10 protein-coding genes and 1 pseudogene are annotated in these 12785 nt (G+C 70.4%); 6 read left to right on the top strand and 5 right to left on the bottom strand.

All coding sequences use genetic code 11. The annotated features are described in order from the left end of the window. Positions 1–309: 309 nt before the first annotated feature. Together ACFO0C_RS29895 and ACFO0C_RS29890 are read left to right on the top strand one after the other, a co-directional pair. On the top strand, positions 310–1287 hold the full coding sequence (locus tag ACFO0C_RS29895) for a polysaccharide deacetylase family protein (RefSeq protein WP_378070055.1): 978 nt from the start codon (positions 310–312) through the stop codon (positions 1285–1287). A gap of 441 nt (positions 1288–1728) precedes the next feature. After that, complete coding sequence (locus ACFO0C_RS29890; protein ID WP_378070054.1) at positions 1729–3618, top strand: ABC transporter ATP-binding protein; 1890 nt, start codon at positions 1729–1731, stop codon at positions 3616–3618. Here the strand turns inward: ACFO0C_RS29890 and ACFO0C_RS29885 are convergent. Next, positions 3604–4173 carry a hypothetical protein gene (locus ACFO0C_RS29885; protein ID WP_378070053.1) on the bottom strand — a complete coding sequence of 190 codons (570 nt, stop codon included), beginning with the start codon at positions 4171–4173 and terminating at the stop codon, positions 3604–3606. The genes ACFO0C_RS29890 and ACFO0C_RS29885 overlap by 15 nt on opposite strands. Before the next feature lie 95 nt (positions 4174–4268). Between ACFO0C_RS29885 and ACFO0C_RS29880 the strand changes: the two genes are divergently transcribed. Next, positions 4269–4841: a TIGR03086 family metal-binding protein gene (locus ACFO0C_RS29880; RefSeq protein WP_378070052.1), complete on the top strand. Its 573-nt coding sequence runs from the start codon at positions 4269–4271 to the stop codon at positions 4839–4841. 69 nt (positions 4842–4910) lie between these two features. Here the strand turns inward: ACFO0C_RS29880 and ACFO0C_RS29875 are convergent, their stop codons facing one another. Next, positions 4911–5996 carry an NAD(P)H-dependent flavin oxidoreductase gene (locus ACFO0C_RS29875; protein WP_378070051.1) on the bottom strand — a complete coding sequence of 362 codons (1086 nt, stop codon included), beginning with the start codon at positions 5994–5996 and terminating at the stop codon, positions 4911–4913. Beyond that, on the bottom strand, positions 5986–7566 hold the full coding sequence (locus ACFO0C_RS29870; protein WP_378070050.1) for an acyl-CoA synthetase: 1581 nt from the start codon (positions 7564–7566) through the stop codon (positions 5986–5988). Before ACFO0C_RS29870 ends, ACFO0C_RS29875 begins: the two co-directional genes overlap by 11 nt. 59 nt (positions 7567–7625) lie before the next feature. Here ACFO0C_RS29870 and ACFO0C_RS29865 point away from each other — a divergent pair. Then, positions 7626–8408 (top strand): annotated as a pseudogene (locus tag ACFO0C_RS29865) (crotonase/enoyl-CoA hydratase family protein); the annotation flags it as partial. Between the two features lie 57 nt (positions 8409–8465). Here ACFO0C_RS29865 and ACFO0C_RS29860 read toward each other — a convergent pair. Then, complete coding sequence (locus ACFO0C_RS29860) at positions 8466–9146, bottom strand: M23 family metallopeptidase (RefSeq protein WP_378070049.1); 681 nt, start codon at positions 9144–9146, stop codon at positions 8466–8468. A gap of 69 nt (positions 9147–9215) precedes the next feature. After that, positions 9216–10763, bottom strand: a complete 1548-nt coding sequence (locus tag ACFO0C_RS29855) for an acyl-CoA synthetase (protein WP_378070048.1) — start codon at positions 10761–10763, stop codon at positions 9216–9218. Positions 10764–10853: 90 nt separating this feature from the next. On the opposite strand from ACFO0C_RS29855, the gene ACFO0C_RS29850 reads away from it, so the two are divergent. Beyond that, complete coding sequence (locus ACFO0C_RS29850) at positions 10854–11795, top strand: Zn-ribbon domain-containing OB-fold protein (RefSeq protein WP_378070047.1); 942 nt, start codon at positions 10854–10856, stop codon at positions 11793–11795. Beyond that, positions 11792–12784 carry a lipid-transfer protein gene (locus ACFO0C_RS29845; RefSeq protein WP_378070046.1) on the top strand — a complete coding sequence of 331 codons (993 nt, stop codon included), beginning with the start codon at positions 11792–11794 and terminating at the stop codon, positions 12782–12784. Before ACFO0C_RS29850 ends, ACFO0C_RS29845 begins: the two co-directional genes overlap by 4 nt. Position 12785 lies beyond the last annotated feature (1 nt).

Raw genomic sequence — 12785 nt, 5'->3', positions numbered from 1 at the left:
CAAACTCCGATACATTCGCGAAGATCACCGCACCCTACTGACCACAGCCTTCGTTGAAACGTTTTCTAGCTGGGTGAACGGGAGCATCCTCGATGCGCGTCGAACTTATTTAATTCCGGAATGTTTCCGGAAGTTGTTGACAGCGGGAAGCGGGCGACCTAATACTCGCTGGCGAGAGGGATAGCCGGTCATCGATTCGCTCTCATCCCCCGGCGCCCCACCTGGATTCCCCGCCAGAAGCGCCATGCCACCCGTCCCGTCCCCCGCACACGGCACCGCCTCCCCCGCGGCGCAGTGAGGAGCCCCATCATGTGGAAACGCGTCATGGCCGTCGCGCTGACCGCCGGAGTCGCCGCCGTCGGATTCGTGCTCGCCGACCCCGCCGCGAAGCCGTCGCGGGCCGCCGCCTGCAACGGATACGTCGGCCTGACGTTCGACGACGGGCCGTCGGCGGGCAACACCCGCAACCTGCTGACGGCACTGCGCAACAACGGCCTCCGGGCCACCATGTTCAACCAGGGCCAGTACGCGGCAGCCAACGCCGCGCTGGTCAAAGCGCAGGTCGACGCCGGCATGTGGGTCGCCAACCACAGCTACACCCATCCGCACATGACCCAGCTCAGCCAGGCCGGCATGGACTCGGAGATCTCCCGCACCCAGTCCGCGATTGCCGCGGCCGGCGGCGGCACCCCCAAACTGTTCCGGCCGCCCTACGGCGAGACCAACGCGACACTGCGATCGGTCGAGCAGAAATACGGGCTCACCGAGATCATCTGGGACGTCGACTCCGCCGACTGGAACAACGCCAGCACCGACGCCATCGTCGCCGCCGCCGGACGCCTCACCAACGGTCAGGTCATCCTGATGCACGACTGGCCGGCCAACACGGTCGCCGCCATCCCGCGCATCGCCCAGGGCCTGGCATCACGCGGCCTGTGCGCCGGAATGATCTCACCGGCCACAGGACGGGCGGTCGCCCCCGACGGCTCGGGCGGAGGAGGCGGTGGCGGCGGGAGCGCTACCTGCACCGCAACGCTCTCCGCCGGACAGTCGTGGGGCGACCGTTACAACCTCAACGTGGCCGTCACCGGTTCCAGCAACTGGACCGTGACCCTCAACCTGCCGTCTCCCGCCAAGGTCATCAACACCTGGAACACGACGGCGACCTGGCCGTCCGCACAGCAGATGGTCGCCCGGCCCAACGGCAGCGGCAACAACTTCGGCCTGACCGTCCAGCCCAACGGCAACTGGAACTGGCCCACGGCCTCCTGCACCGCGACCACCTGACCCTGTCCCGTTCCCCACCAGCGGCGCGGCGGCTCCCCAGCCGCCGCGCCGCCCCATCTCCGGCCGGCCCAGCCGCCCCGGGCGGTAGCGGTTTCGGACGGCCACGCGCCGGATCTTGACCGTTTTGCCACCGCTACCGGTGGTGAGCCGGTCAAGATCGGCCGAGGCCGACCCGGCAGGCGTCGACGGTCACCGCACCAGCAGGCATCCCATGACCTTGGGATACGGGGAGATGTCGCTCAGCCTGGCGAAGCAAGACGACCCTTCAGCCCCAGTGTCCGGTTCATGTTGATCGACCACCCGCGCCGATGTCGCCGATCCCGGAATCCCCTCAACCGCGCGGCATGGCGCCATGTCGCGGGGGTGTGGGCGTGGGAGGTGTGGGCGTACCCCGGGAAAGGGGTTGACCTGAACCTGAGGTCAGGTGGCACCTTCGGGGCTATGAGTATGGAAGTCGCTGCCTGGAACTCGATGTGGCATGCCATGAACCGGCAGGATGAGAAGCGGCCGTTCAGCCGGGCCACCCTGCGGCGCATTCTCGCGCTGGCACGGCCACAACGCCGGATACTCGCGGCGTTCCTGACGCTCAGCGTGGTCACCGCCTTTCTCGCGGTGGCCACTCCCGTGCTGGCCGGTCAGGTCGTCGACGCGATCGTCGAGGCCAAGGAAGTTCGGCTCGTGGTCACACTCGCGGTGGCGATCGCGGTGATCGCGCTGACCGAGGCCGGGCTGGGGCTGGTGCAGCGGTGGCTGTCGGCGCGGATCGGTGAGGGCCTGATCCTGGAGTTACGGACCCGCGTGTTCGACCACGTGCAGCGGATGCCGGTGGCGTTCTTCACCCGGACGCGGACGGGTGCCCTGGTCAGCCGGCTCAACAACGATGTGATCGGGGCGCAGCGGGCGTTCAGTGACACGCTGTCCGGTGTGGTCGGCAACGTGGTGGCGCTGGCGCTGACCCTGATCGTGATGGTCGGGATCTCGTGGCAGATCACCGGGCTGGCGTTGTTGCTGCTGCCGGTGTTCGTGCTGCCGGCGCGGCGGATGGGTGGCCGGCTCGCCGGGCTGCAGCGGGAGGCGGCGGAGCACGACGCGGCGATGAACACGCAGATGACCGAGCGGTTCTCGGCTCCGGGCGCGACGCTGGTGAAGCTGTACGGGAACCCGGCCGCCGAATCAGCCGAGTTCGCGGCACGGGCCCGCCGGGTGCGTGACATCGGCGTGCGTACGGCGATGGCGCAGTGGACGTTCCTGACCGCGCTGACGAGCGTGTCGGCGGTGGCGATCGCGCTGGTCTACGGGCTGGGTGGGTTCTACGCGCTGCAGGGGCGGCTCGACCCGGGCGCGGTGGTGGCGCTGGCGATCCTGCTGACCCGGCTGTACGCGCCGCTGACGTCGCTGGCCAGCGCCCGGGTGGAGGTGATGAGTGCGCTCGTCAGCTTCGAGCGGGTGTTCGAGGTCCTCGACCTGAAACCGCTGATCGAGGAGAAGCCGCAGGCCCGGCCGGTGCCGGAGGGGCCGGTGTCGGTGGAGTTCGAGGACGTGCGGTTCGCCTATCCGGCCGCCGACAAGGTGTCGCTCGCGTCGCTGGAGGAGGTGGCGACGCTGGACACGCGCGGGGGTGAGGAGGTGCTGCACGGTGTGTCGTTCACCGCGGAGCCGGGGCAGATGGTGGCGCTCGTCGGATCGTCGGGGGCCGGCAAGTCGACGATGGCGAGTCTGCTGCCCCGGCTCTACGACGCGGGTGCGGGTGCCGTGCGGATCGGCGGGATCGACGTCCGGGACCTGAGTGCCGTGTCGTTGCGGCAGACGCTCGGCATGGTCACCCAGGACGGGCACCTGTTCCACGAGTCGGTGCGGGCGAACCTGCTGCTGGCGCGGCCGGACGCCACCGAGGACGAGCTGTGGGAGGTGCTGCGCCGCGCCCACGTCGCCGATCTGATCGAGGCGCTGCCGGACGGGCTGGACACCGTCGTCGGTGAACGCGGCTACCGGCTGTCCGGCGGGGAACGGCAGCGGCTCACGATCGCCCGCCTGCTGCTGGCGCGGCCGCGGGTGGTCGTGCTCGACGAGGCGACCGCCCATCTGGACTCGACGTCCGAGCAGGCGGTGCAGGCCGCTCTCGGTGAGGCACTGAACGGCCGGACCGCCGTGGTGATCGCGCACCGGCTGTCGACGGTCCGGGCGGCCGATCAGATCCTGGTCGTCGAGGAGGGCCGGGTCGTGGAGCGCGGCACCCACACCGAGCTGCTCGCGGCCGGTGGGCGGTATGAGGAGTTGCACCGCACCCAGTTCAGTGAGACTCCGGCGCCGCTGCTGTCATCGCAGAACTGACGCTCGACGGACGGCGCTGGTCAGCAGCCGTTCCGCGACGGCCGGGTCGCCGCTGGAGGTCTCCCATCCGGAGTCCGCGACCACGACGACGGCCCGGCCGGTGTGCCCGACGGCGACGTACGTGTGGTGGGTGACCTGTTCCCCGACGTGCTCCCACCGCTGGGTCCACCGCAGGGTCAGGCCGTCCGGCCGGCTGCTCTCCAGGCTCCAGTCCGGGCAGTTGCGCAGGGCCTTCTTGAGTTTGCGCAGGTAGCGATCGGGGTCACGGTGCAGCGCGAGGTACTCCATGATCGCCTCGGGTGACCGGTCGACGTCGATGACCGCGGCGACGGCGCGGTCGGTAATCGCCGTCGGCACGGTGGCGCCGCAGGGCCGGGGCGGGCGCAGTTGCGGCCAGTCGTCCTCGTCGGTGGCGTGGGGTGTGACGCCGCCCAGGTCGGCCGCCTGCAGCAGGGCCTCGTCGGGGATGGCGGCGCCGGCCGAGGCCGGCTGGATCCCCGCGCCGGCCAGCAGGAGCGCGGCAGCGATGACCAGTGAGCGCCGAATAGTCGACATGTCCGTATTTTACGCACCGCCGCCGACACGGAACCGCCGTCCATGCTTTAAACTAAGCAGTTGAAAGATTGGGACGCTACGGAAGGATGCCGCCGATGTCGCTGGCCGACCTGTCTGCCGCCGAACGTCACCGCCAGATCGCCGCCGGGTTCACCGCCCGCGTCGAGGGCGCCAAGGACTGGGACGCACCCGCTCCGGTCGCCGGCTGGACCGCCCGGGATGTGGTCGGTCACCTCGTCGAGTGGCTCCCCGGGTTCCTGTCGGGTGCCGGGGTGACCCTGCCCGCCGGGCCGGGGGCCGGCGCCGACCCCGTCCAGGCGTGGCGGGTGCACGCCGCCGCCGTGCAGGACCTGCTCGACGACCCGGCCACCGCCGGACGCACGCTCAGCAACCCGCACATCGGTGACATCCCGCTCGACCAGGCGATCGACCGTTTCTATACGACCGACGTGTTCATGCACACCTGGGATCTGGCCCGCGCCACCGGTCAGGACGAGAGTCTGGAGCGGGAGATGTGTGCGGCCCTGCTGTCCGGCATGGAGCCGATGGACGACATGCTGCGCGCCTCCGGGCAGTTCGGTCCGGTGGTTCCGGTGCCCGCCGACGCCGACCCGCAGACCCGGCTGATCGGGTTCATCGGCCGGGACCCGCACTGGTCCGCCGCCTGACATCCGTCCGATACCGGGCCGGGGTGCCGCGGGCGGCCCACCCGCGAGCCGAGCGGGCCGTCCGTACCGCTAGAGGAGTTTGTGGATCCTCGTCAGTGTCTCGTCGGCCTCGGTGACCAGGTCGGCGAGGACCTCGGCGACCGGGCGGACCTCGTTCATCCGGCCGACGATCTGGCCGACCGGCATCGGCACCACCGTCGGGTCGTCGGAGGCCATCAGGCGGTCGTGCGCCTCGGAGACCAGCAGGTTCTGCAACGGCATCGGCAGCGCGGCCGGTGCGCCCTCGGCGGACCACGCGGCGGTCCACCGGTTGCGAAGCAGCCGCGCGGGTTTACCGGAGTAGATGCGGCTGCGGACCGTGTCACTGGACGTGGCCCGCAGCAACGCCTCCCGCAGGCCGGGGCTGCTGTGGTATTCGCTGGTGCCGAGCCAGACCGAGCCCATCCACACCCCGCGGGCGCCGAGAGCGAGAGCGGCCGCGATCTGCCGGCCGCTGCCGATGCCCCCGGCCGCGAGGACCGGCACGTCGACGGCGTCGACGACCTCGGGGACGAGCACCATCCCGCCGATCTCCCCGGTGTGGCCGCCGGCCTCGTAACCCTGGGCGACGACGATGTCGACCCCACCGGCGACGTGGCTGCGCGCATGGTCGGCCCGCCCGGCCAGCGCGGCGACGAGCAGCCCCCGGTCGTGGGCCTGCGCGATGACGTCGGCCGGTGGTGGCCCGAGCGCGTTGGCGATCAGTCTGACCGGGTGGTTGAGGGCGACCTCGACGTGGCTGCGGGCGACCGAGTGCAGCCAGCCGAGGACGCCGGGCCGGCTCGACGCGGCCGGGAGCGGCGGCACGCCGAGCCGGAGCAGGGTGCGTTCGACGAAGTCGCGATGTCCGGGAGGGATCAGCTGGTCGAGGTCGGCGGCGGCGCCTTCGGTGGGTTCGTGGCTGGGCATGACCACGTCGACGCCGTACGGCCGTCCGCCGGTGTTCTCGTCGAGCCAGGTGAGGACGGTGTCGAGTTCGGCCGCGTCGTTGAACCGTACGCAGCCGAGCACACCGAGCCCACCGGCCCGGCTGATGGCCGCGACGACGTGCTCGGACGGGCTGAACCCGACGATCGGGTGGTCGACGCCGAGCACTTCGCAGAGGTCAGTCCGCATCGTTGTCCTTCACGTAGGAGTGGGCCCAGCGGTAGTCGGCCTTGCCGCTGATCGTGCGGTTGATCCGGTCGACGAGCCACACGCCGCGGGGCGCCTTGTAGCCGGCGATCCGTTGACGTACGTGGGTGTCCAGTTCCGCGAGGTCCAGTTCGGTACCGGGGCGCGGCTGGACGAGGGCGACGACCCGCTGGCCGAGCCGGTCGTCGGTGGCCCCGATGACCAGGGCGTCGAACACGTCGGGATGTGCTTTGAGAGCACCTTCGACCTCTTCCGGGAAGACCTTCTCGCCACCGGTGTTGATGCACGTGTTGCCCCGGCCGAGCAGGGTGATCGTGCCGTCGTCCTCGAGCCGGGCCAGGTCGCCCGGTATCGCGTAGCGGACGCCGTCGACCTCGGTGAGCAGGGCCGCCGTCTTGTCCGGGTCCTTGTAGTAGCCGAGTGGCACGTGTCCGCCGCGGGCCAGCCGGCCGATCACTCCGGGGCCGGCGCGACGGCCGTACTCGTCGATGACGATGGTGTCCGGGCCGGGCATGACGCGGGGACCGTCGACCGCGCCGCCGTCGACGTCGGCGACGATCCCGATCCCGGCGAATCCGGTCTCCGACGATCCGACCGCGTCGGTGACCATGGTGTCCGGCAGCGCCCGAAGGTACTGCCGTTTGACCGACGGGGAGAACAGCGCCGCACTGGACGAGATCGCCACCAGCGACGATCCGTCGTAGCTGCCGGCCAGGTAGGCCTCGATGATCGGCCGGGCCATCGCGTCGCCGATCAGGACGACCACGTTGACCTTGCGGCGTTCGATGGTGCGCCACACCTCGTCGGCGTCGAACTGCGGCAGGAAGACGACGGTGTCGCCGGCGAAGAGGGCGGCCAGGGCGGCCCACTGCGCGTTGCCGTGGATCAGCGGGGCCAGGCAGAACCGGGTCATCGGCGGCATGCCCTCGCGGGTGCTCTGCGCCCACTCGTCTTCGAGGGGGACGCCGGTCATGAAGTCGATGCCGCCGCCGAGGACCCGCCAGACGTCCTCGTGCCGCCAGATCACGCCCTTGGGGTAGCCGGTGGTGCCGCCGGTGTAGAGGAGGTAGATGTCGTCGCCGGACCGCTCCTCGAAGTCGCGTTTGGATGATCCGGCCGCCAGTGCCTCGGCATAGGAGATGTCCGGGATGTCCAGTAAGGAATCGTCCGGCAGGGCCACGATCGCCCGCATATCGGTCGCCACCGCCTGGACCCGGGGCGAGAACCGCCGGTCGTGGATCAGCGCGACAAGGGACGCGTCCGAGAACAGATACTGCAACTCGTTCTCGACGTAACGATAGTTGACGTTGACGACCACGGCGCGGAGCTTGTACACGGCGATCATGGCCACCACGGCCTCGATCGAGTTGCCCGCGTACAGCCCGACGTGGGCGCCCTTGCCCACTCCTCGACTTTGCAGGAAATGGGCCAATCGGTTGGAGGTCTCCTCCAGCTCCGCGTAGGTGATCTCACGCTCGCCGCAGGCCACCGCGACGCGATCACCGAAGGCGTCGACCGCGTGCTCGAAAAGGTCCGCAATATTGGCCGCCATCAACGCAAAGTAGAACCTGTTATCGTTCCGGGGCAAGGGTTGTACAGAAGGAGGAGAACCGGGTGGACGCTCTCGTCGAACAGCGCGGACCGATCCTGATCGTCACGATGAACCGGCCCCGGGTCCGCAACGCCCTCTCCGCCGAGATGATGGCCGTGATGCGCGACGCGTGGGACCGGGTCGACACCGACCCGGACATCCGGGTCGCGATCCTCACCGGCGCGGGCGGCGCGTTCTGCGCGGGCGCCGATCTGCGTGCCATGACCGGCGACCATCCGGGCGACGGCTTCCGCAACGGCGGCGTGGACCTGTCCCGCATCGACGCGCTGCTCAAGGGCCGCCGTCTGACGAAACCGCTGATCGCCGCGGTCGAGGGCCCGGCCGTCGCCGGTGGCACCGAGATCCTGCAGGCCACCGACGTGCGGATCGCCGGCGAGAGCGCGCGGTTCGGCGTCTCCGAGGCGCGCTGGGGCCTGTTCCCGCTCGGCGGCTCGGCGGTCCGCCTGCCGCGCCAGCTCCCCTACACCGTCGCCGCCGACCTGCTGCTCACCGGCCGCCACATCACCGCGCCGGAAGCTCTCGCCATGGGCTTGATCGGACATCTCGTCCCCGACGGTCAGGCCCTCACGAAAGCCTTGGAGATCGCCGGCGTCATCGCCGCGAACGGCCCCCTCGCCGTCCAGGCGATCCTGCGCACCATCCGCGAAACCGAGGGTCTCGCCGAGAACGACGCCTTCGGCATCGAATCCCGCATCGGCATGGAGGTCTTCACGTCCGACGACGCCAAAGAGGGCCCCCGAGCATTCATCGAGAAGAGAAAACCCGAGTTCAAAGGCCTTTGACGGTACGACCGGGCTCCCGTGCGCCGATCGACTCCGGCACACGGGAGCAGGGGTGGATCAAGCCTTGCAGTTGTGCTTGGCGTTCCACGCCTTCACCGCTTTGACCGGGCTCTTCTGGTTGCCCTTGCGCCACGAGGTGAGGTAGGAGGCGGGCCACACGACGCCGCGGCGGACCTTCCAGTCGCCGGTCTTCTTGCACGCCGGGGAGATGCCGTAGTGCAGGTGGCAGACCCCGCTGGAGTTGCCGGTCTTGCCGACCTTGCCGAGCTGCTGGCCCGCCTTGACGCGGACGCCCTTCTTGATGCCGGTGGTCAGCGAGCTCAGGTGCGAGCCGTAGTAACGCACACCGTCGTCACCGAGGATCGAGACGAACTTGCCACCGTTGTACGGGCCGTCCGGCTTGCCCTTCTTGTACTTGTCGACCCGGCTGACCTCGAGCACGACCCCGCTGGTGGTGGCCACGAACGGCTTGCCGCAGGCGGCGAAGATGTCCGTCGCCGGGTAGCCGGAGTGGGTCTTGTGATACGACGCGTTCTTCGCCTTGACCGGGAAGACGTACTTGACCTTGGTCGCCGCCGCGACCAGCTCCACGTCCGCCGTCACCGCTTGCTCGGCCGGCGCGGCCACGGCAGCGGCCGGGGCCTGCTGCTGGGCCGCGGGCGCCGCCACCGGCTCGCCGGAACAACCGGCCAAGCAGGCGAGAGCGGTGAGCCCGGCCAGGTAGGGATGGATTTTCATCGCGCCACCATAGGCGTGGATACATCGATCCCGCAGTCCCGAGCCCGCCCCGTCACATCCCGGCCCGCTTCAGATGGCGCGGTCGCGGCCCGACCAGTACGGGTCGCGCAGGTGCCGTTTGTAGAGCTTGCCGTTGGGGTCACGGGGCAGGGCACCGACGTAGTCGATGGTGCGGGGCAGCTTGAAACGGGCCAGCCGGCCGGACAGGAACGCCTGGAGCTCGGTGGTGAGGGCGTCGCCCGGTGTGACACCGGGAGCGGGCTGCACGACGGCCTTGATCTCCTCGCCCCACTCGTCGTGCGGGATGCCGAAGACCGCCGCGTCGGCGACCGCCGGGTGCACGATCAGCTCGTTCTCGATCTCGGCGGGGTAGACGTTCACACCGCCGGTGATGATCACGTCGCTGGCCCGGTCGCACAGGAACAGGTAGCCGTCGTCGTCGAGGTAGCCGATGTCGCCGACCGTGAACATGCGGTCCCGCCAGGACGCGCGGGTCTTCTCGGCGTCACCGTGGTACTCGAAGGTGGCGTCGCCCATCTGCAGGTAGACGGTGCCGGGTTCGCCGGGCGCGCAGTCCTTGCCGTCGTCGTCGAGCACCCGGATCCGGGAGCCGGGCCAGGGTCGGCCGACCGAGCCGGGCCGCTCCAGCCACTCGGCCGCGGTGATCAGGGCGCCGCCACCCTCGGAGGCCGCGTAGTACTCCACGACCACCGGGCCGAACCAGTCGAGCATCTCCCGTTTGACCGGTTGTGGACACGGTGCGGCGCCGTGGATCATCGCGCGCATCGAGGACACGTCGAAGGTGGTGCGCACCGGGACGGGCAGGGCGAGCAGGCGGCGGAACTGGGTGGGGACCATGTGGCTGTGCGTGACCCGGTGCTGCTGGACCAGGCGCAGGAAAGAGCCGGCGTCCCAGTGGTCCATCACGACGACCGTGTGCCCGAACTGGATCGAGATGACGGCGAAGTTCATCACGGCCGTGTGATAGAGCGGTGAGCAGCACAGATGCACGTGGTTGTCGAACGGGCGCAGGCCGAACAAGCCGAAGAACCACAGTGACACCGGCGGCACCTGGTCCGGGTCGAGGCCGAGCAGCGGGCGCCGCACACCTTTGGGACGGCCGGACGTGCCGGACGTGTAGACCATGAGGGCTCCCGTCGTACGCCCATCGGGTCTCCCGGAACCGCCGGAACCGAGAGTGTCGAGCGGACGGAAACCCGGCAGGTGCCCGGCCGCCCAGCGGCTCTCGGCCGGAAGGCCGGCGTCGTCGGCGGCGGCGCGGGCCGTGTCGGCGAACCGTGGGTGCGTGACGAAGGCCGTGGCACCGCTGTCGCGCAGGATGTAGCCCAGCTCGGCGGCGGTGAGATGCCAGTTCATCGGGACGACGTGCAGCCCGATCTGGACGGCCGCGAAGTAGGTGACGAGGATGTCGGCGCCGTTCGGCAGCAGCAGGGCGATGGTGTCGCCGGCACCGAGCCCGGCGGCGCGCAGCCCGCGCGCGATCCGGTCGGACTCGGTGGCCAGCTCGCCGTAGCCGAGGGTGCGGCCGCCCGGCTCCACGATGGCCGTGTGTTGTGGGTTCTCCGCGGCGATGGTCCATGTCCCGATGCCGGTCATGTCGAGACTCTATAACTCGTTCCATCAATGCAAAAGCCACTACCACGGCGTCCTTGCCGCGCAAAGTTATAACGTGTTTCACTCACTGGCGTGGATACCCTGTCGGCGCCGCTGACCATCGCCTTCGACTACACCCGCTCGCTCGGGCCGGTCCTGGGCCGGTTCATGGCGGGGCTGCGCGAGCACCGGGTGCTGGGCGCGCGCACCTCGGACGGGCTGGTGCACGTGCCGCCGCTGGAGTACGACCCGGTCACCCACGAGCCGGTCACCGACCTCGTCGAGGTCTCGCCCACCGGCACCGTGGTCGGCTGGACGTGGATCGAACGGCCGCTGGAGGGTCAGCCGCTGGACCGGCCGTTCGGGTGGGCGCTGATCCGGCTCGACGGGGCGGACACTCCCCTGCTGCACGCGGTCGACGCGGGCACACCGGAGGCGATGAGCACCGGCATGCGGGTGCGGATCCGCTGGGCGGCCTCGCCGACCGGCCACATCCGTGACATCGAGTGCTTCGAGCCGGGAACCGCGGAGGCCGCGGGAACGGCCGTGGAGACGGAGCCCGTCACGATCATGACCACGCCGATCCGCCTGCACTACCGGCACAGCACGTCGGCGGAGGAGACCGGTTATCTGCGCGCGCTGGCCGACGGCCGGATAGTCGGCCGCCGCTGCCCCGCCTGTCGCAAGGTCTACGTGCCGCCGCGGGTGTGCCCGGCCTGCGGGGTGGCCACCGTCGACGAGGTCGAGGTGGCCGACCGGGGCACGGTGACGACGTTCTGCGTGGTCAACGTGCCGTTCGCGGGGCAGCGACTGACCCCGCCCTACGTGGTGGCACAGGTGTTGCTCGACGGGGCCGACATCCCGATCCCGCATCTGATCCTCGGCGTTCCTGCGGCCGGCGTGCGGATGGGACTACGGGTGGCGGCGATCTGGCGGGACCGGGCCGACTGGTCGACGACGCCGGAGAACATCGACCACTTCGAGCCGAGCGGGGAAGCCGACGCACCCTACGAGACCTTTGCGGAGCACCTGTGAACGACGTCGCGGTCATCGGTTTCGCCAGCTCGGACGTCAGCGTCACGACCAGCGGGGTGGAGACGCTCGTGCCGGTCTTCGAGGCGGCGCTGGCCCGGGCCGGGCTGGAGCGGCGGGACGTCGACTTCTGGTGCTCGGGGTCGTCGGACTATCTGGCCGGGCGGGCGTTCTCGTTCGTCAACGCGGTCGACGCGATCGGGGCGGTACCGCCGATCGCCGAGTCGCATGTGGAGATGGACGCGGCGTGGGCGCTGTACGAGGCGTACATCAAGATCCTGGCCGGGGAGGCGTCGACGGCGCTGGTCTACGGGTTCGGCAAGGGGACCGCCGGCGAGCTGGCGCGGGTGCTCGCCCTGCAGCTCGACCCGTACACGGTGGCGCCGCTGTGGCCGGACGCGATCAGTGTCGGCGCCCTGCAGGCACGGCTCGGGATCGACGCCGGGCTCTTCGGTGAACGGGACATGGCCGCGGTCGCGGTCGCGCGCGAGGAGGCCTCTTCCGTGGAGGCGTTGCTCGATCGGCCGTACCTCCGTGTGCCTTTGCGGGAGCACGACGTCGCGCGCGTCGCGGATGGTGCCTCGGCCGTCGTCCTCGCCGCGGCCGGACGGGTCGGCGGGAGGCGCGCCGCGTGGATCTCGGGCATCGGGCATCGCGTCGATCCGCAGGGGTTCGGGGAGCGGGACCTGACCGCCGTGCCGTCCGCGTCGGCCGCCGCGGTGGACGCCGGCGGGCTGGACGGTGTCGAGGTGGCGGCGCTGCATGCCCCGTTCACGCATCAGGAGCTGCTGCTCCGCCGGGCGCTGGGGCTGCCGGAGAGCGTGCGGAGCGTGGCGTTCGGGAGCAACGCGATGTTCTCGGCCGGGCTGTCGCGGATCGGCGCGGCGGCCGGGGAGGTCATGTCGGGGCGGGCGTCGGTGGCGGCCGCCCATGCGACGGCCGGGCCGTTGCTGCAACAGAACCTGGTCTGCGTGCTGAGGGGTGGGTCATGAG

The organism is Actinoplanes subglobosus (assembly GCF_042650585.1).
Lineage (GTDB): Bacteria > Actinomycetota > Actinomycetes > Mycobacteriales > Micromonosporaceae > Actinoplanes > Actinoplanes subglobosus.
This window is presented reverse-complemented; position numbering and strand designations above follow the sequence as displayed.

Coding starts and splice junctions, on each gene's coding strand:
- ACFO0C_RS29895 (WP_378070055.1), top strand. CDS start 310: ATGTGGAAACGCGTCATGGCCGTCGCGCTGACCGCCGGAGTCGCCGCC.
- ACFO0C_RS29890 (WP_378070054.1), top strand. CDS start 1,729: ATGAGTATGGAAGTCGCTGCCTGGAACTCGATGTGGCATGCCATGAAC.
- ACFO0C_RS29885 (WP_378070053.1), bottom strand. CDS start 4,173: ATGTCGACTATTCGGCGCTCACTGGTCATCGCTGCCGCGCTCCTGCTG.
- ACFO0C_RS29880 (WP_378070052.1), top strand. CDS start 4,269: ATGTCGCTGGCCGACCTGTCTGCCGCCGAACGTCACCGCCAGATCGCC.
- ACFO0C_RS29875 (WP_378070051.1), bottom strand. CDS start 5,996: ATGCGGACTGACCTCTGCGAAGTGCTCGGCGTCGACCACCCGATCGTC.
- ACFO0C_RS29870 (WP_378070050.1), bottom strand. CDS start 7,566: ATGGCGGCCAATATTGCGGACCTTTTCGAGCACGCGGTCGACGCCTTC.
- ACFO0C_RS29860 (WP_378070049.1), bottom strand. CDS start 9,146: ATGAAAATCCATCCCTACCTGGCCGGGCTCACCGCTCTCGCCTGCTTG.
- ACFO0C_RS29855 (WP_378070048.1), bottom strand. CDS start 10,763: ATGACCGGCATCGGGACATGGACCATCGCCGCGGAGAACCCACAACAC.